Source organism: Massilia sp. UBA6681 (genome assembly GCF_002454935.1).
In the GTDB taxonomy this organism is placed as follows: Bacteria; Pseudomonadota; Gammaproteobacteria; order Burkholderiales; family Burkholderiaceae_D; genus Telluria; species Telluria varians.
In genome coordinates, this window is record NZ_DKJX01000057.1 from 34,818 (window position 1) to 59,373 (window position 24,556).

General features: G+C 66.8%; 22 protein-coding genes. 7 read left to right on the top strand and 15 right to left on the bottom strand.

Features of this window, described 5'->3' with window-relative positions; translation table 11 throughout:
• Position 1: 1 nt before the first annotated feature.
• The gene (locus B2R83_RS09720; protein WP_209587172.1) at positions 2-1,465 is read right to left on the bottom strand and encodes a sodium:solute symporter family protein; all 1,464 of its coding nucleotides are present in this window, start codon (positions 1,463-1,465) and stop codon (positions 2-4) included.
• 130 nt (positions 1,466-1,595) lie between these two features.
• Between B2R83_RS09720 and B2R83_RS09725 the strand changes: the two genes are divergently transcribed.
• The gene (locus B2R83_RS09725; protein WP_292040549.1) at positions 1,596-3,083 is read left to right on the top strand and encodes an aldehyde dehydrogenase; all 1,488 of its coding nucleotides are present in this window, start codon (positions 1,596-1,598) and stop codon (positions 3,081-3,083) included.
• Here the strand turns inward: B2R83_RS09725 and B2R83_RS09730 are convergent.
• The 4 genes from B2R83_RS09730 to B2R83_RS09745 all read right to left on the bottom strand — a co-directional run bounded on the left by B2R83_RS09730 (position 3,080) and on the right by B2R83_RS09745 (position 7,396).
• A complete protein-coding gene (locus tag B2R83_RS09730; protein ID WP_292040552.1) occupies positions 3,080-3,853 on the bottom strand; it encodes a CPBP family intramembrane glutamic endopeptidase in 774 nt (257 codons plus the stop codon). The genes B2R83_RS09725 and B2R83_RS09730 overlap by 4 nt on opposite strands.
• Positions 3,854-3,864: 11 nt before the next feature.
• Positions 3,865-4,614, bottom strand: coding sequence for a LytR/AlgR family response regulator transcription factor (locus B2R83_RS09735; protein WP_292040555.1), 750 nt, complete (start codon positions 4,612-4,614; stop codon positions 3,865-3,867).
• Entirely contained in the window at positions 4,611-5,690 is a 1,080-nt protein-coding gene (locus B2R83_RS09740; RefSeq protein WP_292040558.1) for a sensor histidine kinase, read from the bottom strand. The genes B2R83_RS09735 and B2R83_RS09740 overlap by 4 nt, the downstream gene beginning before the upstream one ends.
• Positions 5,691-5,794: 104 nt before the next feature.
• Positions 5,795-7,396 (bottom strand): response regulator, encoded by a 1,602-nt coding sequence (locus B2R83_RS09745; protein ID WP_292040560.1) that lies wholly within the window; start codon positions 7,394-7,396, stop codon positions 5,795-5,797.
• Between the two features lie 180 nt (positions 7,397-7,576).
• On the opposite strand from B2R83_RS09745, the gene B2R83_RS09750 reads away from it, so the two are divergent.
• From B2R83_RS09750 to B2R83_RS09765, 4 genes are read left to right on the top strand one after another with little or no spacing between them, the layout of a single operon-like run.
• A complete protein-coding gene (locus tag B2R83_RS09750) occupies positions 7,577-8,353 on the top strand; it encodes a DeoR/GlpR family DNA-binding transcription regulator (RefSeq protein ID WP_292040563.1) in 777 nt (258 codons plus the stop codon).
• Positions 8,350-9,507: an MFS transporter gene (locus tag B2R83_RS09755; protein WP_292040566.1), complete on the top strand. Its 1,158-nt coding sequence runs from the start codon at positions 8,350-8,352 to the stop codon at positions 9,505-9,507. Before B2R83_RS09750 ends, B2R83_RS09755 begins: the two co-directional genes overlap by 4 nt.
• A 9-nt stretch (positions 9,508-9,516) precedes the next feature.
• Complete coding sequence (locus B2R83_RS09760) at positions 9,517-9,783, top strand: hypothetical protein (protein ID WP_292040569.1); 267 nt, start codon at positions 9,517-9,519, stop codon at positions 9,781-9,783.
• A 30-nt stretch (positions 9,784-9,813) separates the two neighbouring features.
• Entirely contained in the window at positions 9,814-10,344 is a 531-nt protein-coding gene (locus B2R83_RS09765; protein WP_292040571.1) for a dihydrofolate reductase family protein, read from the top strand.
• A gap of 5 nt (positions 10,345-10,349) precedes the next feature.
• Here the strand turns inward: B2R83_RS09765 and thpR are convergent, their stop codons facing one another.
• Both thpR and panB read right to left on the bottom strand, forming a co-directional pair.
• Positions 10,350-10,865: an RNA 2',3'-cyclic phosphodiesterase gene (thpR, locus tag B2R83_RS09770; protein ID WP_292040574.1), complete on the bottom strand. Its 516-nt coding sequence runs from the start codon at positions 10,863-10,865 to the stop codon at positions 10,350-10,352.
• Positions 10,866-10,874: 9 nt separating this feature from the next.
• Positions 10,875-11,723, bottom strand: a complete 849-nt coding sequence (gene panB / locus B2R83_RS09775) for a 3-methyl-2-oxobutanoate hydroxymethyltransferase (protein WP_027866600.1) — start codon at positions 11,721-11,723, stop codon at positions 10,875-10,877.
• 200 nt (positions 11,724-11,923) lie between these two features.
• On the opposite strand from panB, the gene B2R83_RS09780 reads away from it, so the two are divergent.
• A complete protein-coding gene (locus tag B2R83_RS09780) occupies positions 11,924-12,367 on the top strand; it encodes a hypothetical protein (RefSeq protein ID WP_292040577.1) in 444 nt (147 codons plus the stop codon).
• A 7-nt stretch (positions 12,368-12,374) separates the two neighbouring features.
• Here the strand turns inward: B2R83_RS09780 and B2R83_RS09785 are convergent, their stop codons facing one another.
• The 6 genes from B2R83_RS09785 to hda form a co-directional block, all read right to left on the bottom strand.
• Positions 12,375-15,356, bottom strand: a complete 2,982-nt coding sequence (locus tag B2R83_RS09785) for a TonB-dependent receptor (protein ID WP_292040581.1) — start codon at positions 15,354-15,356, stop codon at positions 12,375-12,377.
• A 205-nt stretch (positions 15,357-15,561) separates the two neighbouring features.
• The gene (locus B2R83_RS09790; protein WP_036213250.1) at positions 15,562-15,897 is read right to left on the bottom strand and encodes a DMT family protein; all 336 of its coding nucleotides are present in this window, start codon (positions 15,895-15,897) and stop codon (positions 15,562-15,564) included.
• A gap of 10 nt (positions 15,898-15,907) precedes the next feature.
• Complete coding sequence (folK, locus tag B2R83_RS09795) at positions 15,908-16,381, bottom strand: 2-amino-4-hydroxy-6-hydroxymethyldihydropteridine diphosphokinase (protein ID WP_036213248.1); 474 nt, start codon at positions 16,379-16,381, stop codon at positions 15,908-15,910.
• Positions 16,378-17,760, bottom strand: a complete 1,383-nt coding sequence (gene pcnB / locus B2R83_RS09800; protein WP_292040587.1) for a polynucleotide adenylyltransferase PcnB — start codon at positions 17,758-17,760, stop codon at positions 16,378-16,380. The genes folK and pcnB overlap by 4 nt, the downstream gene beginning before the upstream one ends.
• On the bottom strand, positions 17,753-18,427 hold the full coding sequence (locus tag B2R83_RS09805; protein ID WP_292040590.1) for an HAD family hydrolase: 675 nt from the start codon (positions 18,425-18,427) through the stop codon (positions 17,753-17,755). The genes pcnB and B2R83_RS09805 overlap by 8 nt, the downstream gene beginning before the upstream one ends.
• The gene (gene hda, locus B2R83_RS09810) at positions 18,424-19,107 is read right to left on the bottom strand and encodes a DnaA regulatory inactivator Hda (RefSeq protein WP_292040592.1); all 684 of its coding nucleotides are present in this window, start codon (positions 19,105-19,107) and stop codon (positions 18,424-18,426) included. The genes B2R83_RS09805 and hda overlap by 4 nt, the downstream gene beginning before the upstream one ends.
• A gap of 201 nt (positions 19,108-19,308) precedes the next feature.
• Here hda and purM point away from each other — a divergent pair, with 201 nt between their 5' ends.
• Complete coding sequence (gene purM / locus B2R83_RS09815) at positions 19,309-20,352, top strand: phosphoribosylformylglycinamidine cyclo-ligase (RefSeq protein WP_027866607.1); 1,044 nt, start codon at positions 19,309-19,311, stop codon at positions 20,350-20,352.
• A gap of 57 nt (positions 20,353-20,409) precedes the next feature.
• On the opposite strand, the gene B2R83_RS09820 is transcribed toward purM, so the two are convergent.
• Both B2R83_RS09820 and B2R83_RS09825 read right to left on the bottom strand, forming a co-directional pair.
• On the bottom strand, positions 20,410-22,428 hold the full coding sequence (locus B2R83_RS09820; protein WP_292040596.1) for an alpha/beta hydrolase family protein: 2,019 nt from the start codon (positions 22,426-22,428) through the stop codon (positions 20,410-20,412).
• Between the two features lie 68 nt (positions 22,429-22,496).
• Positions 22,497-24,536 carry an alpha/beta hydrolase family protein gene (locus B2R83_RS09825; RefSeq protein WP_292040599.1) on the bottom strand — a complete coding sequence of 680 codons (2,040 nt, stop codon included), beginning with the start codon at positions 24,534-24,536 and terminating at the stop codon, positions 22,497-22,499.
• Positions 24,537-24,556 lie beyond the last annotated feature (20 nt).

Here is a 24,556-nt window from a genome sequence, read left to right on the forward strand (position 1 = left end):
CTCAGGCGCTCGCCCCAACGATATGCTTCGTCGGCTCCCCACCATTGCGAACGAACTGCGGCGCCAGCGAACCCACGAACATGCCCACGAAGGCCGCCATCAGCCCGGCCAGCTGGCCCGGGAAGTGCTCGCCCCAGGTGGTCACGCCTTCGAAGAACAGCAGCCACACCAGGATGCCCGCGCCGATCGAGACGATCGCGCCCTGGGTGGTCGCACGCTTCCAGTACAGGCCCATCACCAGCGGCACGAAGGCGCCCACCAGGGTCACCTGGTAAGCGCTCGACACCAGTTCGTAGATCGAGGTGCCTTCCATCGCGATCGCATAGGTCAGCACCAGGGCGGCGAAGATCACGATGGTGATGCGCATCGCCAGCAGGTTCTGCTTGTCGCTCATGCCCGGACGCAGGTTCTTGAGGATGTTCTCGACGAAGCTGGTCGACGGCGCCAGCAGGGTCGCCGACGAGGTGCTCTTGATTGCCGACAGCAGGGCGCCGAAGAACAGGATCTGCATGACCAGCGGCATCTTGGTCATGATGAAGGTCGGCAGCAGGCGCTGGTAGTCGTTCTGGGCGATTTCCATCGCCGAGTTCCCCATCACCACCACGGCCGCGGCGACGATGAACATCGGCACGAAGGCGAACAGGATGTAGCTGGCGCCGCCGATCACGGCGCCGGTGCGCGCGGTGGGCGCGTCCTTGGCCGACATCACGCGCTGGAACACGTCCTGCTGCGGGATCGAGCCGAACATCATGGTGACGGCCGCACCCACGAAGAAGGCGATGTCGGTGAAGGTGGGCTCCGGCAGTACGCGCCACAGGTCGGCCTGCTGGGCCATCGCCAGCACCTTGTCGGAACCGCCGGCCAGGTCGGCCGCGAAGAAGGCGATGATGCTCATGCCGACCACCAGCACGATCATCTGGACGAAGTCGGTGATCGCCACCGCCAGGAAGCCGCCCACCACCACGTAGACCAGCACCGCCAGGGTACCGACCAGCATGCCCATGGCCGGCGACATCGCGCCGCCGGTCAGCACCGTGAACACCAGGCCCAGCGCGGTGATCTGCGCCGCCACCCAGCCCAGGTAGCTCAGGATGATCGCCACCGAGCAGAAGATCTCGATGCCCTTGCCGTAGCGCTGGCGGTAGTAGTCGCCGATGGTGAGCAGGTTCAGCTTGTACAGCTTCTTGGCGAAGAACAGGCCGACCAGGATCAGGCACATGCCGGCCCCGAACGGGTCCTCGATGATGGCGTTCAGGCCGCCCTGCACGAACTTGGCGGGCACGCCCATCACGGTCTCGGCGCCGAACCAGGTGGCGAAGGTGGTGGTGATCACCATGATCAGCGGCAGGCTGCGGCCGGCCACGGCGAAGTCGGCGGTATTCTTGATCCGCGTGCCCGCCCACATCCCGAGCCCCAGCGTGCCGAGCATGTAAAGCGCGACGAAAACGATCAAAGTGGTGTTCATGCGGTGGTGGCTCCGGGAAGCAAGAATTATCGGGCGGAAAATTCGCGATTATAAAGGCAGAATTCGGCCGTTGGATCAACTTTGCTCGTATTTAAGGTCAAGTGTTGCACTTCAAGGAAGGGAAACTGATATGTCGACTCCATCATGGCATCAACGGGCTGTCAATCTGGCCATCGACGGCCGCGCCTTCATCGACGGATTCCGCGTTGACGCGCGTTCAGGCACCCGCTTCGACTGCATCTCCCCCATCGATGGCCGCAAGCTGGCCGAGGTCGCGCGCTGCGATGCCGCGGACGCCGATGCCGCCGTCGCCAGCGCCCGCAGGGCTTTCGAGGACGGCCGCTGGGCCGGCATGGCGCCCAGCGAGCGCAAGCGGGTGCTGATCCGCTTCGCCGACCTGATGCTGGCGCACCGCGACGAGCTGGCCCTGCTGGAAACCCTCGACATGGGTAAACCCATCCGCTACAGCCTGAGCGTGGACGTGCAGCTGGCCCAGAACTGCATCCGCTGGTATGGCGAGGCGATCGACAAGATCTACGACCAGGTCGCCCCCACCGGCCCAGACAGCCTTGCCCTGGTCACGCGCGAACCGGTCGGCGTGGTCGCGGCGGTCATCCCCTGGAACTACCCGATGCTGATGGCGGCCTGGAAGATCGGCCCGGCTTTAGCAAGCGGCAACAGCCTGGTCCTGAAGCCGTCCGAGAAGGCGCCCTTGAGCTGCCTGCGCCTGGCCGAGCTGGCGCTGGAGGCGGGCGTGCCGCCGGGCGTGTTCAACGTCCTGCCCGGCTACGGCAACGAAGTGGGCAGCGCGCTCGGCCTGCACATGGACGTCGACTGCATCGCCTTCACCGGCTCGACCCGGGTCGGCAAGCAGATCCTGCAGATGGCGGGACAGTCGAACCTGAAGCGCGCCTGGACCGAGCTAGGCGGCAAATCCGCCAACATCGTCTGCGCCGACTGCCCCGACCTCGACGCCGCGGTGGAAAGCGCGATCGGATCGATCTACTTCAACCAGGGCGAGAGCTGCAACGCGCCCTCGCGCCTGTTCGTCGAAGCGTCGATCAAGGATGCCTTCCTGGAAAAAGCGCTGGCGCTGGTCCCGCGTTACGCGCCGGGCGACCCGCTCGACGAGCAAACCGTCATGGGCGCCATCGTCGATCCGCTCCAGATGAAGACGGTGCTCGGCTATATCGAGGACGGCAAGGCGGCCGGTGCGCGCCTGCTGGCAGGCGGCGGCGCCGCGCGCCAGGACAGCGGCGGCCTGTACATCGAGCCGACCCTGTTCGACGGCGTCGAGCCCGGGATGCGCATCGCACGCGAGGAGATCTTCGGGCCGGTGCTGTCGGTGCTGTCCTTTACCGACCTGGACGAGGCGATCAGGCAGGCGAACGCCACGCCCTACGGCCTGGCGGCGGCGGTATGGACCTCGGACATGAGCAAGGCGATCCGCACTTCACGCGCGCTGCGGGCCGGCACCGTGCACGTCAACCAGTACGACAACGACGACATCACGGTGCCCTTCGGCGGTTATAAACAGTCGGGCAACGGGCGCGACAAGTCGCTGCATGCCTTCGACAAGTACACGGAGCTGAAGACCACCTGGATCCAGGTTGGCTAGGACCGGGGGCGATAGAAGCGCGACACAGGACTTGTGTGCGGGGTCCCGTGGCGCCATGCCGATGTCAGCCACAGCAAGACCAGCGCGATGATCACGAAGCGGAACGCGATCCCGACCAGGCCGGCCTCCGGTCCGTAGGCGCCGCCGCTGAGCCAGGCCGGACCGGTGTCGTGCACCTGCTGCAGGCCACCCGCGGCGATGCCGCTCACGGGGAAGCCCAGCAAGGGGCCCTGGACGAAGTTCCAGGCGACATGCAGGCCGATCGCCAGCCACAGGCTGCCGGAGAGAAGGAAGGCCATGCCATAGATCACACCGCCGAGCGTATTGCCGAGCACCGACAGCGGGCTGGCGCCCGGATTACTCAGGTGGATGCAGCCGAACGCGATGGCCGAGACCAGGATGGCCAGCGTACGGCGTCCATTCAGCACCAGCACCAGGCCGGACAGGAGCAGGCCACGCATCAGGATCTCTTCTTTCAGGCTGGCGGCCGACTTGCCGAGGAACCAGCTGCCGAGTTCTCCCCATGACTGCTGGCGTGGCGAGGTCGTGACCGCGCCCACGGCTAACTCGATCAAGAAAATACCCAGCATGGCCAGGCTGGCGATCGCGATCCCCGCCAGCAGGTCGCGTCCCGCGCGCGCGCTGCACGCCAGGCCGAGCCCGCGCAATAGCGGCGTCCCCTGGGCACGCCAGTGCCGTATCGCCAGCGCGCCGAATCCGAGCGCGGCCACCAGCATCAAGACTTCCACCACCATGCGCAAGTTCATCATGTGCGCCGCACTCAAATGGCCATGTCGCGCAAGACCTTCGACGCATCCCGGTTCGCCCCCAGCACCGTCCCGTCGCGCATGTGGATCTGCAGCTGCGACTGCTCGTCGGCGCGCATCGATTCCACGAAATCGAGGTTGACCAGGGCCGAGCGGTGGATGCGCACGAAGCGCGCCGGGTCGAGCTGGCTTTCCAGCTCGGAGATGCCGATGCGGACCAGGAAGGTCTGGCCGCGCGCCGCGATCACCGTGTACTTGGAATCGGCCTTCATGTACTCGATCTCGCCGGCCGCGAGCGGGAAGATGCGGCCGCGGTCGCGCACCAGGATGCGTTCCAGCCGCGCCGGGGCCGCGCTCCCGCCTGCCGCCTGCGCCAGGGCGCTGTCGAGGGTGTCGCGGGCATGGGCCGGACCGTCGAGCAGGCGCGCCACCGCCGCCGCGAAACGCGCCTGGGTGAAGGGCTTGAGCAGGTAGTCCACCGCATGCAGTTCGAAGGCCGTCACCGCGTACTGGTCGTAGGCCGTGGTGAACACGATCTGCGGCAGGTAGTCGAGGCGGCGCAGCACTTCCAGCCCGGTCATCTCGGGCATCTGGATGTCCATGAACACGACCTCGGGGCGCAGGCGCGTGATCCGGTCCAGGGCATCCGCGCCGTTGGCCGCCTCGCCCACCAGGCGAAGGGCGGGATGGGCGTAGATGGCGTCGCGCAGCACGTCGCGCGCCAGCGGTTCGTCTTCGGCGAAAAAGGCGGTTTTTGTGCTCATGCGTAGCTCTCTTCCCGGACTGCCGGAATCGTCACCGACACGCTGAATCCGGCTCCCGGCGCGCTCTTCACCCGCATGGCGGCGCGGCTGCCGTAGTCCAGCTGCAGGCGCCGCTCGATGGTGCGCAGGCCCAGGCCGGAGGAGGCGGCGATGGCGGCCGGATCGGCGCCGGGACCGGTATCGCGCACCGTCATGGTCAACGCGCCGCTTGCCGGATCGCGCCGCGTGCGGATCTGCAGGATGCCCGGCCGGCTGTGCGGATTGAAGGCGTGCTTGATGCTGTTCTCGACCAGCGGCTGCAAAGAGAGGGCCGGCAGCGGATGGTCGCCCGCGTCCTCGTCGAGGTCCCACTCGACCTGCAGGCGCTCGCCCAGGCGCAGCTGTTCCAGCTCGAGGTAGTCGCGCACGAAATCGAGTTCCGCATCGAGGGTCACGCGGTCGCTGCCGCTGCGCTCGGTGTCGAGCACGTAGCGCAGCATGTCCGAGAACTGGAACAGCGCGGTCTCGGCCGCCGCCGGGTTGCGCTGGGTGAGCGCGATGATCGAGTGCAGGGTATTGAACAGGAAGTGCGGATTGAGCTTGTTGCGCAGCGCGCTCAGTTCCGATGCGATCACCAGGTTCTGCGCATCTTTCACCACCAGCGCCTGCCGGTGCGCGGCTTCGCTGGCGCGGATCAGGTGGAAGACACCGGCGCCGAGCAGGTAGGTCATGACGTGGTAGAGCAGCGGCCAGACGTACCAGCTGATCGGCTTGGTGGTGTGGAAGCTCAGCCAGAAGGGCGTCTGCGACACCACGGAGAACAGGAACGCGGTCGGGATATGGATGGCAATGATGCTGGTGAGGCGGTAGGCGCGGCGCTCGAAGAAGCCGGTCAGGGGCCAGGCCAGCGCCAGCAGGAGGGCGGAAGGAATCAGGCTGACGAAGGTCAGCAGCCAGCGGCCCGCATCGAAACGGCCCTCCACCACCCAGTCCAGCTGGTCGGCGAAGGAAATGAAAACCCCGTAGGTCGTCCAGGCGGCGATGTAGAGCCGCCACATGAGGCCGGGCCGGATCAGTGTGGGAGCGGTCGTGTTCATGCCCCGAGTATCGCCCCCGATGGGGCGCAGCAGGCTTGTCATGTCACGAACTGCAGGATTCATGTTCCGAAATGAGGAAATGCGGCGTGGCGCGCCCGGCCTGCTTACGGGCAGGGCAGGGTGATGGTCAGGCGGGTGCGCCCGTGGCCCGTGTCCATGCTCACGCTGCCGCCCTGCACCTCGGCCATCAGGCGGATCGAGTAGGTGCCCAGGCCGTTGCCGCCGATCTTGCTTGATGGCGCATATTTCTCGAAGAAGCGTTCGCGCGCCGCCTGCGGCACCTCGCCGGCGTTGTCGACCATGACGTGCAGGTTGCCGTAGCCGGGCGCGATATGGACGCTCACACGGCCGCCCGGCGGCGAGGCCTCGATCGCGTTCTTCAGCACGTTGTTGAACAGCGAATAGCACAGCAGCGGCTCGCCCAGGCACATTACCTCATCCGGCTTGTCGTAGACGACCGTGACGTCGCCACTGTCGAAGGTGAACTGGGTTTGCCGGCAGACCCGTTCCAGCATCTCGCCCAGGTCGAACATCTGCAGCACCGGCTGGTAGCTGCCCTGTTCCATCTTGTAGACGTCGAGGGTGCGGTTGATCATCTCGAGCGCGTTCTCGGCCGCGGTCTCGATCATGAGCGCCTGCTCGCGCTGACTCGGCGTGAGCGGGCTGGCGAGCAGGGCCTGGCTGCCGTGCAGCGCCACGGCGATCGGGCTTTTCAGGTCGTGGCGGGTGATGCGCTCGACGTCCTCGCGCAGGCGCGCATTCTCGATCAGGAGTTCGTTCTGGCGCTTGATGTCCTGCATGGCGGTGGCCAGCAGCAGGTGGGCCGACAGGCGCGCTTTCAGAATGGTCGGGTCGGCCGGCTTGGACACGTAGTCCACCGCGCCCAGGCGCAGGCCGGCCACCACGTCCTCGGTGCCGTCGCGCGCCGACAGGAAGATGATCGGGATGTGCGCCGTCTTCGGGTTAGCCTTGAGCTGGCGGCAGGTTTCGAAGCCGTCCATGGCCGGCATCATGATGTCGAGCAGGATCAGGTCGATGTGGAAGGCGTCCGCGATCTCGAGCGCCTTCCTGCCGCTGATCGCGACCTTGATCGCATAGTCGTCCTTCAGCACCCCGGCCAGCACCTCGATGTTGGTCGGGATGTCGTCCACGATCAGCACCGTCGATTTCTTCACCCGCTCGCCGATCGGCGCATCCAGGCCGATGACGTTCGATTCGGGCAGCACGGCGGCCGCCGGCGGCACCGGGGCAGGCGCTGCCGCAGGCTTCGGCATGGGCGCAGGCGCGGACATGCCCTGGCGCGCGAACGGGCCCGGCGCCGTTTCCAGCTGCACGCCCAGCATGCTCATGAACTTGCAGGCGAAGCTGTGCACCGTGAACGGCTTGATCATGTAGGCGTTGACGCCGGCCTGCAGCGCGGTGCGCACCGATTGCGGATTGGCTTCGGCGGTGAGCATCATGAACGGCGTGTTCGCGTAGCGGTGGTCGGTCCGCATCCACTTGAGCAGGTCGATCCCGCTCATCACCGGCATGCCCCAGTCGCCGACGACGATGTCGATCTGCTGCTTGCGCATCAGGTCCTGCGCGGTCTTGCCGTTATCGGCCTGGAACACGTTCAGGAAACCGAGTTCCGCCAGCACCTGGCGCACGTGGGTGCGGATCAGGAGGTAGTCGTCGACGATGAGGATGGCGGCGGACTTGTCCATGATGTTTCTCTTACTAAAGTAGATTAAGTTTAACAACTTCTTGACAACCCGCCTACGGCCGAAGAATGAAAATGTTATATGCATGACAGCAGGATCAAGCCTGGATTTGCCGTATTTTTGCGTTTATATGCGTGATTTTGCATGTTCGCGTAGAATCATGCGGATTCATCAGGAGAGAACATGCAGCTTGCAGAAGAACGGCGGCAATCGATCATCGAGGCCGTCGAGCGGGAAGGGCGGGTGCTGGCGGCCGAGCTGGCCCAACGCCTGGACACCTCGGAAGACACCATCCGGCGCGACCTGCGCGAGCTCGACGCTGCCGGCCTGCTGCGCCGCGTGCACGGCGGCGCGATGCGGCGCACGCGCGAGGCCAGCTTCGGCGAGCGCGTCGAACGCGACCCGGCCAGAAAGAGCACGTTGGCGCACGCGCTGTGCACGCTCGTCCGCCCCGGCGACACGGTGCTGATCGACGCCGGTTCCACCAACCTCGCGCTGGCGCGCCTGCTGGAAGACGGCCAGGCCGCGACCATCGTCACCAACAGCCCGCAACTGGCGCTGGCGCTGGGCGACTTCCGCCGCACCCGCATCGTGCTGCTGGGCGGGACCTACCACGCCGGTAGCGGTGCGGTGCTCGGCGCCTGGACCCTGGCCGAGCTGCAGCAGCTGCGCGCCGACCTGTGCATCGTGGGCGTCTGCGCGCTCGACCCGGAACGCGGGCTGGCGGCTTCCGACGCCGAGGAAGCCACCATCAAGGCCGCCATGGTGACCGGCAGCACCCGCAGGGCCGCGGCCATCCTCAACGAACGCCTGGGCGACAGCGCGCCCTTCGCCTTTGCCCGGCTGGCCGACCTCAACCACCTGGTGCTCGAAGCCGACGCGCCGCCCGACACCATCGCCCGCCTGCGCCAGGCGCATCCGGGACTCGACCTCCAGCTTGCCCCGAAAGTGCGCACATGAACCAGAACTCTTCCGCGCTGTCCGCGGCGCGCTGGTCGATCTCGACCGTCTTCCTGCTCAACGGCGCCGGCATCGGCCTGTGGGCCGCGCACGTGCCGGTGGTGCAGGCACGCCTCGGCATCGACCTGGCCACGCTGTCCATGGTCCTGCTCACCATCGCGGCAGGCGCGCTGCTGGCAATGCCCCTGATGGGCGGCTTCACCGCACGCTGGGGTACGCGCCGCATGACCCTGCTGTCGGGCTTCGCCTTTGCCGCGCTGCTGCCCGTGATCATGGGCGTGAGCGAGCTGCGCCTGCTGTTCCTGGCGGCCTTCGCCTTCGGCATCAGCAACGGCGCTCTGGACGTGGCCATGAACGCCAATGCCAGCGAGGTCGAGGCCGCGCGCGGGATCCCGACCCTGTCATCCATCCATGGCTTCTACAGCCTCGGCGGCCTGATTGGCGCAGCGCTGGGTGGCCTGGTCATCGGCCAGGGCTGGGGCGACGGCAAGGGAGCGATGGCGATGGGCATCGCGACCGCGATCGCATTGGCACTGGTGGCGCCGCGCGTGATGGCCTTCGCACCGACCATTGATGCAGGCAGCCACTTCCAGCTGCCGCGCGGCGCGGCGCTCAGCCTGGGCCTGCTGGCATTGCTGTGCTTCGCGGTGGAGGGCGCGCTGGTCGACTGGAGCGCACTCCTGATGCAGGAGCGCACCAAGGCGGTACCGGCGCAGGCGGCGCTGGGATTCTCGGCCTTCTCGATCGCGATGGCGGCCTGCCGCTTCGCGGGTGACTGCATGATCCTGCGCTTCGGCGCGATGCGCGTGATGGTGCTGGGCGGGCTGGCCATGTTCGCGGGCCTGGCCACGGCGGTGCTGAGCACCCACTTCCTGCTGTCGGCCGCCGGCTTCGCCCTGATTGGCATCGGCGCGGCCAACGTGGTGCCGCTGCTGTTCGGCGCGGCCTCGCGCATCCCGGGCATGAGCGCTGGCGCCGGCGTGGCGGCGGTGGCGACGCTGGGCTATGGCGGACTGCTGTTGGCGCCGCCGGTGCTGGGCTACATCGCCTCGCACGCGAGTATCATGGTGGCGCTGGGCATGTTGTCGCTGTCGGGACTGGTCATTGCCATGAGTGCGGGGATCATCAAGGTAAAATCCACTCCTACAACCTAGGAGCATGCAATGAAACGAACTGACCTGGCAAAGCGGGATGCCGAAAAACTGAAGAACCAGATGGGGTCGCAAAACGCGGCCTTCGTCGGCGCCGCCAGGAATGCCGTGCCCGACCGGCGCGAACAGCGCGAGCGCGACCGCGCCCTGGGACTGGTGCCCTTTGCCGTCAAGCTCAACGGCGACCTGGTAGGGCAGCTGCAAGCGCTGAGCAAGGAACGCGGCGTCGAGCTGAACGAGCTGGTCGCCGAGCTGCTGCAAAAAGGCTTGTCCGCATAGCGATCCGCCATCGAGGGAAAGGAAACAGGCATGGCCAGGCTTGCCTTTGGAATGAACCAGTCCCTCGACGGCTACGTCGACCACATGGCCTTCGGGCCCAGTCCCAGGCTGTTCCGCCACTTCATCGAAGAAGCGCAGGCGCAGACGGGCAGCATCTACGGCCGCAAGATCTACGAGATCATGCGTTACTGGGACGAGGATCGTCCGGAATGGGGCGCGGACGAGCAGGCCTTCGCGCTGGCCTGGCGCCGCCAGCCGAAGTGGGTGGCGTCGCGCACCCTGCGCTCGGTGGGGCCGAATGCCACGCTGCTGGGCGGCGACCTGGGCGACGCGATCCGCCGGCTCAAGGCCGAGCGGGAGGGAGATATCGAAGTGGCCGGCCCCGACCTGGCGCGCAGCCTCACCGCGCTTGGCCTGATCGACGAGTACCGGATCTACCTCCACCCGGTCGTGCTCGGCGGCGGCACGCCGTATTTCGCCGGCCCCCGGCCGCCGCTGCGCCTGCTGGCGCACGAGCGGATCGACGAGGACGTGCTCAGGCTGCGCTACGTGCCTGCCTGAGCGCCTCAGGCGTACTCGCGCAGCACCGTGTAGACGCCGTCCTTCGACTCCACCAGCGCATAGCCGCGCACCTCCCACAGTACCGGCGGACCTTCCGCAGGCACGCTGGCGCCGCCGGCGCGGCGCGCCATCGTCACGTGCGGGCGGTAGCGGCGCGCCTCCGGCTGCAGTCCCAGGGCCAGCAGCGCGTCCGACAGGCGCGCGTGCAGGGCCGCGAGGCCGGGCGGCGTGAGGCTTGGTTCGAGCACGGCGATCCCGTTATGCCACAGCGCGGCGTGCGTGAGATCGAGGCGGAAGGGTTCGAACGGAACGGCAAAACCGTCCAGCAGTTCGGACAGGCGTTCGCTCGGCAGGGCGCCGAGGAAGTGCAGGGTGACGTGCAGCTTGTCGGCATGGACGGGCGCGGCGCCCGCCGGCCAGGTCCAGGCGTCGCGCCACTCGGCCAGGAGATGGCGCACGCTAGGTGCGGGCCACAGGGCCAGGAACAGACGGGTGGTGGGTGTTTTCGTCTGTCCGCCCATGTGAACCCCTTAGAAGCAGTGTTCCGGCGCCGGGAAACTGCCGTCCTTGACCGCGGCCACATAGCTGCTCACGGCCGCGTCGATGCTGGTCTGGCCTTCCATGAAGTTGCGCACGAAGCGCGCCTTGCGGCCCGGGAAGACGCCCAGCAGGTCGTGCATCACCAGCACCTGGCCGGAACAGTCCGGGCCGGCGCCGATGCCGATGGTCGGAATCGCCAGCAGTTCGGTGACTTCCTTGCCCAGCGCCGCGGGAATCGCTTCCAGCACCACCAGCGAGGCGCCCGCCGCCTGCAGCGCCAGGCCGTCGGCCTTGAGCTGCTCGGCCGCGGCATCGGTCTTGCCCTGCACCTTGAAGCCGCCGAAGGCGTGCACGAACTGCGGCGTCAGGCCGATGTGGGCGCACACCGGGATGCCGCGCTCGACCAGGAAGCGCACGGTCTCGGCCAGCCAGGCGCCGCCTTCGATCTTGACCATCTGGGCGCCGGCGCGCATCAGCGTCACCGCGTTGTTGTAGGCCTCGACCGGGGTCGTGTAGCTGCCGAAGGGCATGTCGGCCAGCACCAGGGCCAGCTTGTTGCCGCGCGCGACAGACGCGGTGTGGTAGGCGACATCGGCCACCGTCACCGGCAGGGTCGAATCGTAGCCGGCGCAGACCATGCCCAGCGAATCGCCGATCAGGAGCACGTCCACGCCGCAGCGGTCCATCAGCGAGGCGAAGCTGGCGTCGTAGGCGGTCAGCATCGCGATCTTGTCGCCCGCGGCGCGCATGGCTAGCAGCGAAGGTGCGGTGACGGCCTTGCGGACGGGTTTCGGGGCATCGTTGGCAGCCGGATCCTGGCCTTGCAGGTAAGCGCTCATGGAAATCCTTGTAAAACGGTCGTTCGGAAACGCGTAGTGTAATGCCCCGGACGCAAACGCGCAGGGCCATGATTGTTTTCACGTGCCGGCTGGCGTCGTATTGACGTTCCTGTATGTTGTTCACGTGTGCGTACGAGGACGCCCGAGCGGCGTGAAGCCCGATGGACTTTGCTTGCCTGAGTACCGCCATCCGCGCTGGCATGCACCACAACCAGTGCGTGCTGTGCGGGACGGCGCTGAACACCTATCTCGACGAGCTGCCCTGCCCGCACTGGTTCCTGGTGCCGGGATGGCGTGGTTTTCGCAACCGGACGCTGGCGCGGGTGTTCGAGCTGTTCGACCTTGTCCAGCTGGTCGATTACCTGAAGATCGCCGCCGGCGCCCGGCAGGCGGGCGACCCCGGCGTTCCCTGGCGCCGCGGCGATCGCGATGGCGTCGTCGGCATCGCGATCGCTTGGGGACGCCGCGGCTGGGAATTCAGCTACGACCAGCGCGACATCGGTCCCGACGGCCGGGTGCGGCGCTTCGTGCTGGCGATCCGCTACGACGAGGTGCTGGTCGACCAGGCGCAGATCGCCGTGGGCGACGGCCGGGTCGTGGTCACGCCCTTGATTCAGCGCCGGCGCCCGGTGGCGCCGGCCTGAGCCCCCTTTAGAACTTGTACGACACGCCCAGCGCGAAGGTACGGCCCGAGTGGGCGTACAGCAGCGTATCGTTACGCTGCGAATCGCGGCCGTAGCGCAGCGGTTCGTCGGTCAGGTTCGAGCCTTCCAGGCTGACGCGCAGGTTCGGCGTCAGGTTGTACGACATCGAGAAGTCCAGGTTGGTCGCCCCGTCCACGAAAGTGTAGTCGTGGCCGTTCACGTCGCCCAGCACGTTGAACAGGTAGGACGAGCGGTGCGCCGCCGAGACGCGCGCGCTGAACTTCGGATCCTCGTAGTACAGGGTCAGGTTGCCGGCCTTCGGCGACATGCCCACCAGGTTGGCGTCCATCGTCAGCGCCGGCAGGGTCGGGGTGGCGGTGCGCGTGATGTAGGTGATGGTCGACTTCACGCGGGTGTAGTTGGCCAGCAGGCCGAAGTTGCTCCACATCCCGGGCAGGAAGTTGAACGGCGCCTGCAGGTTGAACTCGAAGCCGTTCAGCGGGCCGCCCGGCGTATTCGCCGCGCGGCTCACCGTCACCACCGACGCCGGCAGGGTCGGACAGGCCGGGGTGCCGCCGCTCAAGGAGCAGCCGCTGCCGCCGCCGGTGAGCAAGGAATCCGGCAGTCCGAGGGTGTTGTAGGGCACGCGTTCGCTGATGCGCTGGATGTAGGTGTCGATCTCCTTGCGGAAGAAGCCGACCGAGACCATGGCGTTCTTGTCGTAGTACCACTCCGCCTGCAGGTCGTAGGTCTTGGCCCGGATCGGATCGAGCCCCGGGCTGCCGATGCTGACGGTCTGGGCCTGGGTGTTCACCGTCGCGGACGGCGCCAGGTCGACGTATTCTGGCCGCGACAGGGTCTTGCCGGCCGAGAAGCGCAGGAACACGTCGTGCGGCAGCTGCGCGGTCAGGTTCAGGGCCGGCAGGTAGTCGCGGTATTTCTTGTCGATGCTGACTTCGGTGAGGGTGCCGCCGCCGTTCACCAGGGCGGCGGCGGTGGCGCGGGTTTCGGCGGCGCGCACGCCGGCATTGCCGCGCAGCGTCACCGGACCGACGTCGACGTTGAAATCGGCCGACAGGTAGAGCGCATCGATCTTCTCGACCACGCGGCGGTTGGCCTGGGTCAGGAGCTGGTATTCCGAGCCCGGCACGGCGGCGCAGTGGCACTCGATGTCCCACACCTTGCGGAACTTGTCGAGGTCGACCGCCACCCACTGGCTCGGGTAGCCCGAACCTTCCAGGCCGCGGCCGAAATTGCTGATCATGCGGGTCACGCTGGCCATCTGGAAGCCGGCCGGATTGGGCAGGCCGTTCGGCGCGCCGGAACCGAATTCGAGGTTGGTCCAGGTGTTCTCGCGCATCGAGAGCCCCGAGCGCAGGGTCAGGTTCTGGTTGACTTCCCAACTGGCGCCCACCGCATTGGTCTTGAGGCGGTTGCCGGTCTCCAGCTTGCGGCCGACGAACTGGCCGTGCACGGTGCCGTCCGCATCGACCGGGCCCCAGCTGAAGTTGTTCGGATTGGCCACGTCGATGCCGAAGTTCAGGATCGGGACGTTGCGGTTCTGGCGGAAGTCGAACACGAAGCCGTTGGCGTTCGGCGAATCGATCTGCACGGTCGCGCGCATCGGCGAATCGAGATCCGAGCGCGATATGCCGCTCATGAAGTCGAGCTTGATGGTGTCGGTGAGCTTGTGGCTGCCCGAGAACACGTGCTGGCGGAATTTGGTGTTGTTCACGTCCAGCAGGCCTTCCGAGCGGATGTCCACGCCGTTGAACTTGCCGTACTCCCAGCTGCCGTTGCCGTTGAACGAAGTCTCGAGGATCGAGGTCTGCGGCTTGCCGTTGGCGGCGGCCAGGCTGCGCCCGAAGGAGATGGCCGAGATGTAGTTGTCGTAGCGGTCGTTCTTGAAGTCGCCGCCCAGCAGGTCGAGATTGAGCTCGGTGCCGGCGCGCGGGCGCCACTGGAAGGCGGCGGTCAGGCCGGCGCGCTCGTAGTCGGCCACCGAACGGCGGTAGCGCGGGATGCGCGGGTGGAAGGCGCCCGAGCCCGGCGCCGGGTTGGCGACCGTGCCGCCGTAGTTGTCGGTGCGGCCGAACACGTCGTTGTAGGCGGCGCTGGTCGAGGTGCGCGGCAGGTTGAAGCCGCAGTTGGCGGCAGTGATGCCCTTCGCGGGGGTGTTGGCCGGATTCTGCGGGCTCGCGCCCAGCGGCGAGCAGAAGCCCCCGTCCGAGTTCGCGGTCAGCAGCTCCACCGCCTCGTAGCCTTCCTCGGTGGCGTGGCGCTTCGAATAGGCGCCGGAGACCAGGAAGCCGAGCTTGCCGATGCCGGTGTCCCAGCGGTTCGAGTACAGCGCGGTCGCGCGCGGGGCGGGGCGGTGCGCCAGGGTGTTGTAGGTCTGCTGGCCGGCCACGGTGATGGTTTCGCCCTTGAAGTCGAAGGGACGGGCGCCGCGCAGGTCGACGGTGGCGCCGAGCGAGCCTTCCTCGATCGACGCTTCCGAGGTCTTGCGCACTTCCAGGCTGTTGAACAGCTCGGAGGCGAACACCGAGAAGTCGAAGGCGCGCGAGCGGTTGGTGCTGCCGTTGATGTCCGAGGCGCCGGTGGCCGAAATGGCTTCGATGCCGTTGATGCGCACGCGCGTGAAGCCGGCGTTCAGGCCGCGCACGCTGATCTGCTTGCCCTCGCCGCCGTCGCCGCGCGCGAGCGAGACGCCCGGTACGCGCTGCAGCGATTCGGCCAGGTTCGCGTCGGGGAACTTGGCGACGTCCTCGGCCTTGATGACGTCGACGATGCCGTCGGCGTTCTTCTTGTCGTTCAGGGCGCTGTTCAGGCTGGCGCGAAAGCCGGTCACGACCACGGTGTTCTCGGGCGGTGGCGCTTCCTGTTCCTGTGCCTGGGCCTGGCCGAAGAGGGCGGCCACGGCAAGCGCGGTGGCGGTCAAGGGGAATGAAGGGGCGCGCCGGCCTGGGCGGCGCTCGAGGTGGCTCATGTTGTCTCCGGTGTTATCGTTATCTGCCTGCCAGTGAGCTCACGCGGCGTCACTGTGTGTATTTATTCTCGGGCAGATCGGAGAGCTTGCAGAGCCGTGCGCGCCAAACGCTCACGCTGTTGATCTCGATTATTCAGTGCGCATCGTATTGACGATCGTGACGCGACAAACAATCAGATTCTTGATTCGAAGCGGGCTTTCTTGCCTATTTGCCGACGAACAGGAAGCCCACCGCCGCCATGATGCAGGCGAAAGCGGCGAGGTGGCGCCACGAGACCGGCTCGCCGAGGACGGTCACCATGAAGATGCCGAAGACGACCAGGGCGATCGCTTCCTGCATCACCTTCAGTTGCCCGGCGCTCCAGCCGCTGGCGAAGCCGATGCGGTTGGCCGGGACGGCCAGGCAGTACTCGACGAAGGCGATGCCCCAGCTGATCACGATGACGGTGAGCAGCGGCTTGTGCATGCCGCCCTTCAGGTGCCAGTACCAGGCGATCGTCATGAAGATGTTCGAAGCGGCGAGCAGCAGGAAGGTGGTCATGGATGGAGGTTCAGCCGATCTTCTCGACCGCCTGGCTGGCGACCAGGGGCAGGTAGTCGTGGATGGGGCCGACGCCGGGGATCACGAGATCGGGGTTGACTTCGGCCAGCGGCGCCAGCACGAAGCCGCGCTCGTGCATGCGCGGGTGCGGCACGGTGAGGGTGTCGGTGGCGATCTGCTGGTCGCCGTACAGCAGCAGGTCGAGATCCAGCGTGCGCGGCGCGTTGCGGTAGGGGCGCTCGCGGCCGTGCGCCTGTTCGATGTCCTGCAGCGCCTTGAGCAGCTCGAAAGGGTCGAAGGCGGTGTCGATGCAGGCCACCGCGTTGATGTAGTCGGGGCCGCTCGAGTCGACCGGGGCGGTGCGGTACAGCCCGGACGTTTCGATGATTGTCGAACCGTCCAGCAGGGCCAGGCGGCGCAGCGCGTCCAGCACGTTGGCCCGGGCGTCGCCCAGGTTGGCGCCGATGCCGACGTAGGCGATCATTCCTCGCCGCCGCCCTGCGGGGTTTGCGCTCCTTCGCCCTCGTTGCGGCGGCGCGGACCGCGGCGCGGCGCGCGCTTGCGCTTCGCGCTTCCTTCGCCGCGGTCGCGCTGGCTGGCTGCCGCCAGCAGGGCTTCGCGCTCGCCGCCTTCGGCCGCATAGAACGCGGTCCACCATTCGCCGACCTCGCCCGGCAGCTCGCCCGATTCGCAGCGCAGCAGCAGGAAGTCGTAGCCGGCGCGGAAGCGCGGGTGCTCGAGCAGCTTGAACGGGGCCTTGCCGGTGCGGCGCTCGAAGCGCGGCTGCATGGCCCAGATGTCGCGCATGTCGGTGGCGATGCGGCGCTGCAGGGCCAGGTTCTCGGTCTGGGTCCCCAGCACGTCGTCGGCCGCCAGGTGCAGGGCGGGAATCGGTGCTTCGCCGGCGGCGCGGTAGGCATTCCACTTTTCCAGCACCTGGTGCCACAGCAGCGAGGCGAACAGGAAGCCCGGCGAGACGCCCTTGCCGGCCTTGACGCGGCCGTCGGTCGATTCCAGGGCGAGCGTCACGAACTTCATGCCGATCGGTTGTTCCAAGACGACGTCCAGCAGCGGCAGCAGGCCGTGGTGCAGGCCGGCCGAGCGCAGCTCCTTCAGGCAGGCCAGCGCGTGGCCCGACAGCAGGAGCTTGAGCATCTCATCGAACACGCGCGCGGCCGGCACGTTGTCGATCAGCGGGGCCATGACCGGGATCGGGGCGCGCGTGGTCGGCTCGATGGTGAAGCCGAGCTTCGCCGCGAAGCGCACCACGCGCAGCATGCGCACCGGGTCTTCGCGGTAGCGCGCTTCCGGCACGCCGATGATGCGGAGTAGCTTGGCGCGGATGTCCTCGATGCCGCCGTGGTAGTCCAGCACCGTCTGGGTGGCCGGGTCGTAGTACATGGCGTTGATGGTGAAGTCGCGGCGCGCCGCGTCCTCGTGCTGGGGACCGAAGTTGTTGTCGCGCAGGACGCGGCCGTGTTCATCCTTCGGCGCGTTGTCGCTGCCGTTGCCGCGGAAGGTGGTCACTTCCAGCAGGTCCTGGCCGAACATCACGTGCACGATCTGGAAGCGGCGCCCGATGATGAAGGCGCGCCGGAACAGGCGCTTGACCTGCTCGGGCGTGGCGTCGGTGGCGATGTCGAAGTCCTTGGGCTTCACGCCCAGCAGCAGGTCGCGCACGGCGCCGCCGACGACAAAGGCCTTGAAGCCGGCTTCCTGCAGGGTCTGGGTGACCGTGATTGCGTTGCGCGATACCAGGCGCGGGTCGATCTTGTGCTCTTCCGGTCCCAGGATGACCGGCTGGGTCGGGTCGCGGCCGTCGTCTTTCACGCCGAGGATCTTGCGGATGAATTTCTTAATCATTGAAGAGATGGATAGTTGGCCAACCCTGCGATTGCGCGTGGGCGGCGAGCTTCGCGCTCGGGTTGGTGGCGACCGGGTGGCTGACGATCGACAGCAGCGGCAGGTCGTTGTGCGAGTCGCTGTAGAAGTGGCAGCGTTCGAAGTCCTCGAAGCGTTTGCCGAGGCGCTCCAGCCAGGCGTGCATGTGGGTGATCTTGCCGGGGCCCGAGGTCGGGGTGCCGAGCAGCCTGCCGGTCAGGTTCCCTGCCGCGTCATACTCCGGCATGGCCCCGATGTGGTGCTCGACGCCGAAGCGCGCCGCGATCGGCGCCGTGATGTGGTGGTTGGTGGCGGTGATGATGGCCACCAGGTCGCCGGCGTCCTGGTGTTGGCGCACCAGCGCCAGCGCCTTCGGCCTGATCGCGGGTTCGATGACTTCCGCCATGTAGCGCGCGTAGATCGCGTCCAGTTCCGGGCGCGGGAAGCGCGCCAGGGTGCCGAGGGCGAACTCGAGGTATTCGACAGGATCCAATACGCCGGCCTGGTACTGGGCGAAGAATTCGTCGTTACGGCGGCGGAAGGCGGTTTCGTCCACCGCGCCAATGCGGACCAGGAACTCGCCCCATTCGTAATCCGAATCGATCGGCATCAGGGTGTGGTCGAGGTCGAACAGCGCAAGGTTTTTCATTCTTTGGGTTCCGACTGCTGGTTTTCTTGCAGCAACAAATCACGCAGCAGCGGTACGGTGACGGGGCGCTGGGTCTCGAGCGAATACTGGTCGAGGGCGTCCAGCATCGTCGCCAGCGACCGCATGTCGCGCTTGAAGTGAGACAACAAATAGGGTAACACGCTGGCCGACAGCGTCAAACCGCGCGCTTCGGCCGCCTGGGTCAGCGCGGCGATCTTTTCGTCGTCCGACAAGCCCTTGATCTGGTAGACCAGGCCCCAGCCCATGCGCGTGCGCAGGTCCTCGCGCACCCCCAGCACCGCCGGGGGCACCGGGCCGGTGCTCACCATGTAGGCGCCGTGCTCGCGGATCTGGTTGAACAGGGCGAAGGCGTCGATCTGGCGCCGGGGCGACAGGCGGTCGGTATCGTCCAGCAGGTACAGGGTGACGTCCGGGCTGTGGACGAACTGGTCTTTCGGCGCGTCGAACGGAATGTAGCGCGAGGCCGGGCTGGCGGCCAGCGCCTGCAGCAGGTGGGTCTTGCCGGCGCCGGTGTCGCCCCACAGGTAGGCGAAATGCTCGCGCGAAGCACGCTGCGCGAACTGGTGCATCAGGTGCGCCAGTTCGGCATTCTCGCCCACCTGGAAGGTGTCGAGGCTGTGCGCCGGCTCGGCGCCTAAATCGAGCACCAGCTGTTTCATCGCTTCGGGCTCAGGAGAATTGGCATGCTTGTTCTTGTTCTCTTGGCGGTTCTGCCAACAAAATCGGCATTCAAATAGGTAACAATGGTATGCAAATGGGCACACATGGCTTGGACACGGGGCCGTTTTGCTAAAATAGCGGATTGACCAAGGTTTGACGGTCTGCCGCCCCCTATTTTACCGCCTCCGCTGCCAAATACCATGAGCCAACCATCTAATGTTTCCCTCTCCTACCGCGACGCCGGTGTCGACATCGACGCAGGCGATGCCCTGGTCGAAGCGATCAAGCCGTTTGCCAAGCGCACCATGCGCGAAGGCGTGCTCGGCGGCATCGGCGGTTTCGGCGGGCTGTTCGAGATCAGCAAGAAGTACAAGGAACCGGTACTGGTGTCGGGTACCGACGGCGTCGGCACCAAGCTCAAGCTCGCTTTCGAGCTGAATCGCCACGACACGGTCGGCATCGACCTGGTCGCGATGAGCGTCAACGACATCCTGGTGCAGGGCGCCGAGCCGCTGTTCTTCCTCGACTACTTCGCCTGCGGCAAGCTGGACGTGGCGACCGCCACCGCCGTGGTCAAGGGCATCGCCGAAGGCTGCGAACAGTCCGGTTGCGCCCTGCTGGGCGGCGAGACCGCCGAGATGCCGGGCATGTACCCGGACGGCGAATACGACCTGGCCGGCTTCGCCGTCGGCGCGGTCGAGAAGTCGCAGATCATCGACGGCAGCAAGATCGTCCCGGGCGACGTGGTGCTGGGCCTGGCCTCGTCGGGCATCCACTCCAACGGCTACTCGCTGGTGCGCAAGATCATCTCGGTCGCCAATCCCGACCTGGAAGCCGACTTCCACGGCCGCAAGCTGGCCGACGTGCTGATGGCGCCGACCCGCCTGTACGTCAAGCCGCTGCTGGCCCTGATGGGGTCGATGGAAGTGAAGGGTCTGGTGCACATCACCGGTGGCGGCCTGGTCGAGAACATCCCGCGCGTGCTGGCCGAGAACCTGACCGCGGTGCTGGATGCCAAGGCCTGGGAAATGCCGCCGCTGTTCAAGTGGCTGCAGCAGCACGGCGGCGTGGCCGACGCCGAGATGCACCGCGTGTTCAACTGCGGCATCGGCATGACCGTGATCGTCTCGAAGGAAAACGCGGATGCCGCCATGGCGCAGCTGCAGGCGGCCGGCGAGACCGTGTACCGCATCGGCGAGATCCGCGCGCGCGAAGAAGGCCAGGCGCAGACCGTCGTGCAGTAAATCGCGGTCGATTGACGCAGGAACGGGCGCCGCGGCGCCCGTTTTGTTTTTTGGGGACTACTGCGCAGCCTTGTCCCCGATGTGCGTCGCCAGGAATTTCTCGACCCGCGTCCAGAAATCGAAGCGCGTCGCCGGCTGGCTCCAGCCGTGTCCCTCCTCCGGGTAGACGACCCATTCGACCTGCTGGTTGTGCTTCTTCACCGCGTCGCGGAGCTTGGTGCCGTGGTAGAGCGGCACGCGCCGGTCCACCGCCCCATAGGCCATCAGCAGCGGCTGGGTGATGCGCGCCGCCTGTTCGATCGGCGAAGTGGCCTTGAACTGGGCGGCGTCCTTGACCTGGTCGCCGATCAGGACCGGCATGCCGTGCACCTTGAAGTCTTCCTGCAGGTCCGACTCGAAGCTCCAGTGTCCGTCGTACAGCAAGTTGATGTCGGTGACGCCCACCCAGTTGATGCCGCACTTGTAGAGCTCGGGATCTTTGACCAGGCCCATCAGGGCAGCATAGCCGCCGTAGCTGGCGCCGGCGATGCTAATGCGCTTCGGGTCGGCGATGCCTTGCGCGATGGCCCAGCGCGCGGCGTCGGCGATGTCGTCCTGCATCGCCAGGCCCCACTGCTTCCAGCCTGCCTGGAAGTGCGCCTGGCCGTAGCCGCGGCTGCCGCGGAAGTCCGGCTCCACCACCGCATAGTCGCGCGAGGCAAGGAATTGCGTCTCCGGATCCCAGCCCCAGCGATTGCCGCGCACGTAAGGGCCGCCGTGCACCAGCACCACCAGCGGCAGGTTCTTCTTGCCACCTGCCGGGATCGTGAGCAGGGCCGGGATCTCGCGGCCGTCGCGCGCCTTGTAGCGCACCGCGTCCTGGCGTGCCATGCGGCGCGGGTCGATGCCCTCGCGGCTCTTGCCGACCGGATTGAGTTTGCCGGTCTCCAGGTTATACAGGTTGTAGGCCAGCGGCCGCAGGTCGGAGTAGGAGGCGACCAGCACCCAGGGCGTTTCGGGACGCGCCGGCACCGTGATCATGTTGATCGTGCCCGGCATGAGCTGGTCGACTTTCTGCTGGACTGCCTGCATGTCCTGGTCGAACCAGACGTGCCCGACTGCATCGGTCTCGTAGCGCACGCCGAGCAGCTTGCCGGGACGACCGACCAGGGCGCCATTGAAGTCGTAGCCCGGGGTGACGACCACCGGCTCGGGAACGACCTTGCCGCTTGCCATGTCGAAGCGGTGCAGCGCGGTGGTGTCCTTGCCGAGGCTGGCACGCACGAAGAGCGTGCCGTCGCTGCCGAAGCCGACCGGCGAGAATGGAGCGTCGCCGTCGTAGGTGGCGTATCGCGCGATGGTGCGCCAGGCGCCGCCGGATGGCTCGCGATAGTGGAAGGTGGTCTTGCCGTCTTCGCTGTTGACGGCCAGGCGCGGCTCGCCCGCATTGTCGAGCAGCCAGGCGTCCACCGGGCCGGGACGCTGTACGGTTTGCGCGCGGCCGGTGACGGTATCGAGGTGCAGCAGGTTCACGGTCCGGACATCGAAGCGCGATGCGAGCTCGATGCTGGTCACGTACACCTTGTCAGAATCCTGCGCGCCACGCTGGCCCAGCATGAAGGTGTGCCAGGGCAGCATGCGGCGGTCGCCCAGCGATGGGGCTGCCACCACCCCCTGCATGCTGCGCCGGTGCGCCAGCTGGCGCAGCTTGGCGCCGTCGCGGTCGACCGCATAGAGGCCGCTGGCGAGGTGGCGTCCACCGGGACCGACCTGCTTGTCGGTGAGGTTGAACAGCAGGCGCTTGTCGTTCACCCATTGGAATTGGAACACGTCGGCGTCCGTGTAGCCGGCCACCAGCCTGGGCTTGTTGTCGCTCAGGTCGACGACGACGAGCATGTCGCGCCGGCCCGGGGCCCCCGACAGCGCAGCCAGGTAGCGGCCGCTCGGTGACAGCTCGGCGCGCTCGAGCAGTGGGTTCGAGAAGAAGGTTTCGACCGGCGGCGGCGCGTCCTGGGCGTGCGACGGTAGGATGGCGACACTGGCCGCCGCCAGCACGAGGCATAGCCGCGCGCAGGGTGTGAATGAGGCGGGGTTCATGGTCTCGGTTCAGCTTGTCGTTATTGGCGGACGCCGGAGCGTCCGTTCCTGTCTGCTGTCTTGTCTTGCTATTTCGCCGCGCCTGCGCCGATGTGCTTGTCGAGGAAGCGCTCGACCCGGCCCCAGAAGTCGACGTTGTTCTTCTCCAGTGCGAAGCCATGGCCTTCTTCCGGATACTCGACCCACTCGACGTTCTTGTTGGTCTTCTGAAGCGCGTTGCGGAACAGCGTGCCGTGGTTGATCGGCACGCGCTGGTCGACACCGCCGTAGGCAAGCAGCACCGGCTGGGTGATGCGGGCGGCCTGCTCGATCGGGGACGTCGCCTTGAACTGGGCCGCGTCCTTGACCGGATCGCCGATCATTTCCGGCATGCCGTAGGCCTTGAATTCGTCCGAGGTGTCGTTGGTGAAGCTCCAGCCGCCGTTGTACAGCAGGTTGATGTCGGTGACGCCCACCCAGTTGATGCCGCACTTGTACAGGTCCGGATCCTTCACCAGCCCCATCAGCGTGGCGTAGCCGCCGTAGCTAGCCCCGGCGATGCATACGCGCGCTCCATCGGCGATGCCCTGGCCGACCGCCCAGCGCACGCCGTCGGCAATGTCGTCCTGCATCGCCAGGCCCCATTGCTTGAAGCCGGCCTTGAAGTGCTTGATGCCGAAGCCCAGGCTGCCGCGGAACTCGGGTTCCAGCACCGCGTAGCCGCGCGAGGCCAGGAACTGTGAATCCGGGCTCCAGCCCCACGATCCGCCGCGCACGTAGGGGCCGCCGTGCACCATGACCACCATGGGCAGGTTCTTCTTCACGCCACCCGGCGGGAGGGTAAGCAGGGCTGGGATCTCGAGGCCGTCGCGCGCCTTGTAGCGTACGAACTGCTGGCGGCCCATCTGGGAGGGCTTGATGTCCGGCTTGAAGTCGGCGACCTTGTTCAGCTGCTTGGACTGCATGTTGTACAGTGAGTAGGTGCCGGGGATGGCATCCGAGTAGGAGAATACCAGCACCCAGGGCGATTCGCTTTTCGCCGGCACCGTGACCATGTTGATCGTGGCCGGCAGCAGCTTGTCCAGCTCGGCCTGTATCGTCTTCATGCGAGGGTCGAACCATTCGTTCGATACCGCATCGGTGCGGAAGCTGATGCCCAGCACCTTGTCGCGGTTGGCGATCAGGCGGCCATCGAAATCGAAGCCCGCGGTCATGACGAGTGGCTGCGGGTCGATCTTGCCGGTGCCGATGTCGAAGATATGGACCGCCGTCGTATCGCGTCCGCCGCTGCGCGCCAGCACGTACAGATTGCCTTCCGCGGTGAAACCGAGCGGCTGCAGCGCTTTGCTGCCGTCGCCGTAGGCGGGATAGCTGGCCAGCACGCGCCAGGCGCCGCTGGCCGGGTCGCGGTAATGCAGGGTGATCGTGTCTTTCTCGAAAGCCGTGGCGAGGCGTGGCTCGCCCTTGTGGTCGAGCATCCAGCTCCGTACGTTGCCCGGCCGGGGCACGGTCTGGGTGAAGCCGGTCAGCGTATTCAGATGCAGCAGGTCGAAGCTGCGCACTTCACCGGCGGTATCGAAATTGGCATTCATGACATACACGTAGTCGGAGTCGCGCGTGCCGGCCTGAGGAAGCAGGTAGGTATGCCAGGGTAGGACCTTGCGGGTGGCGCGGGTGCCGTGCGTACTGCGCCAGCCGGTGCGGTCCGCCAGTTCGACGAACTTCTGGCCGTCGCGGTTGATCGCATACAGGCCGGGCGCGTAGCGCTTGTTGCCGAGGCCGACGTTCTTTTCCTGGGTGGTGAAGACCAGGCGTTCGTTGTTGATCCAGCGGATGTCGCCGACGTCCGCATCGTCGTAGGAGGCGATGACCTTGGCGCTGTTGTTCGACAGGTCGACGATGGCCAGTGAGTCGCGCTTGCCTGGCGCACCCAGGCGCACGGCCAGGAAGTGGGCGTCCGGCGACAGCACGGCGCCGCCGAATGGGGAATTGCCGAAGAAGCTGGCGATGGACGGCAGCGCAGCCGGGACCGGCGCCTGCGCATCGGCATGGACCGGCAGGGTGCAGGCGAGTGCGACGGCGGAGGCGAGTGCAGCGCAGCGCAGGGAGCGGAGTAACGAAGTGTGCATGGATCTCTGTTCGGTTGTCG

What these genes read in the sequence shown, in the direction of transcription:
- folK (WP_036213248.1), bottom strand. Translation starts at nt 16,381, where the DNA reads ATGATCGCCTACGTCGGCATCGGCGCCAACCTGGGCGACGCCCGGGCC.
- B2R83_RS09805 (WP_292040590.1), bottom strand. Translation starts at nt 18,427, where the DNA reads ATGAAAAACCTTGCGCTGTTCGACCTCGACCACACCCTGATGCCGATC.
- B2R83_RS09750 (WP_292040563.1), top strand. Translation starts at nt 7,577, where the DNA reads ATGCAGCTTGCAGAAGAACGGCGGCAATCGATCATCGAGGCCGTCGAG.
- purM (WP_027866607.1), top strand. Translation starts at nt 19,309, where the DNA reads ATGAGCCAACCATCTAATGTTTCCCTCTCCTACCGCGACGCCGGTGTC.
- B2R83_RS09765 (WP_292040571.1), top strand. Translation starts at nt 9,814, where the DNA reads ATGGCCAGGCTTGCCTTTGGAATGAACCAGTCCCTCGACGGCTACGTC.
- B2R83_RS09745 (WP_292040560.1), bottom strand. Translation starts at nt 7,396, where the DNA reads ATGGACAAGTCCGCCGCCATCCTCATCGTCGACGACTACCTCCTGATC.
- pcnB (WP_292040587.1), bottom strand. Translation starts at nt 17,760, where the DNA reads ATGATTAAGAAATTCATCCGCAAGATCCTCGGCGTGAAAGACGACGGC.
- B2R83_RS09785 (WP_292040581.1), bottom strand. Translation starts at nt 15,356, where the DNA reads ATGAGCCACCTCGAGCGCCGCCCAGGCCGGCGCGCCCCTTCATTCCCC.
- B2R83_RS09825 (WP_292040599.1), bottom strand. Translation starts at nt 24,536, where the DNA reads ATGCACACTTCGTTACTCCGCTCCCTGCGCTGCGCTGCACTCGCCTCC.
- B2R83_RS09735 (WP_292040555.1), bottom strand. Translation starts at nt 4,614, where the DNA reads ATGAGCACAAAAACCGCCTTTTTCGCCGAAGACGAACCGCTGGCGCGC.
- B2R83_RS09755 (WP_292040566.1), top strand. Translation starts at nt 8,350, where the DNA reads ATGAACCAGAACTCTTCCGCGCTGTCCGCGGCGCGCTGGTCGATCTCG.
- hda (WP_292040592.1), bottom strand. Translation starts at nt 19,107, where the DNA reads ATGAAACAGCTGGTGCTCGATTTAGGCGCCGAGCCGGCGCACAGCCTC.
- B2R83_RS09780 (WP_292040577.1), top strand. Translation starts at nt 11,924, where the DNA reads ATGCACCACAACCAGTGCGTGCTGTGCGGGACGGCGCTGAACACCTAT.
- B2R83_RS09720 (WP_209587172.1), bottom strand. Translation starts at nt 1,465, where the DNA reads ATGAACACCACTTTGATCGTTTTCGTCGCGCTTTACATGCTCGGCACG.
- thpR (WP_292040574.1), bottom strand. Translation starts at nt 10,865, where the DNA reads ATGGGCGGACAGACGAAAACACCCACCACCCGTCTGTTCCTGGCCCTG.
- B2R83_RS09790 (WP_036213250.1), bottom strand. Translation starts at nt 15,897, where the DNA reads ATGACCACCTTCCTGCTGCTCGCCGCTTCGAACATCTTCATGACGATC.
- B2R83_RS09760 (WP_292040569.1), top strand. Translation starts at nt 9,517, where the DNA reads ATGAAACGAACTGACCTGGCAAAGCGGGATGCCGAAAAACTGAAGAAC.
- B2R83_RS09725 (WP_292040549.1), top strand. Translation starts at nt 1,596, where the DNA reads ATGTCGACTCCATCATGGCATCAACGGGCTGTCAATCTGGCCATCGAC.
- panB (WP_027866600.1), bottom strand. Translation starts at nt 11,723, where the DNA reads ATGAGCGCTTACCTGCAAGGCCAGGATCCGGCTGCCAACGATGCCCCG.
- B2R83_RS09730 (WP_292040552.1), bottom strand. Translation starts at nt 3,853, where the DNA reads ATGATGAACTTGCGCATGGTGGTGGAAGTCTTGATGCTGGTGGCCGCG.
- B2R83_RS09740 (WP_292040558.1), bottom strand. Translation starts at nt 5,690, where the DNA reads ATGAACACGACCGCTCCCACACTGATCCGGCCCGGCCTCATGTGGCGG.
- B2R83_RS09820 (WP_292040596.1), bottom strand. Translation starts at nt 22,428, where the DNA reads ATGAACCCCGCCTCATTCACACCCTGCGCGCGGCTATGCCTCGTGCTG.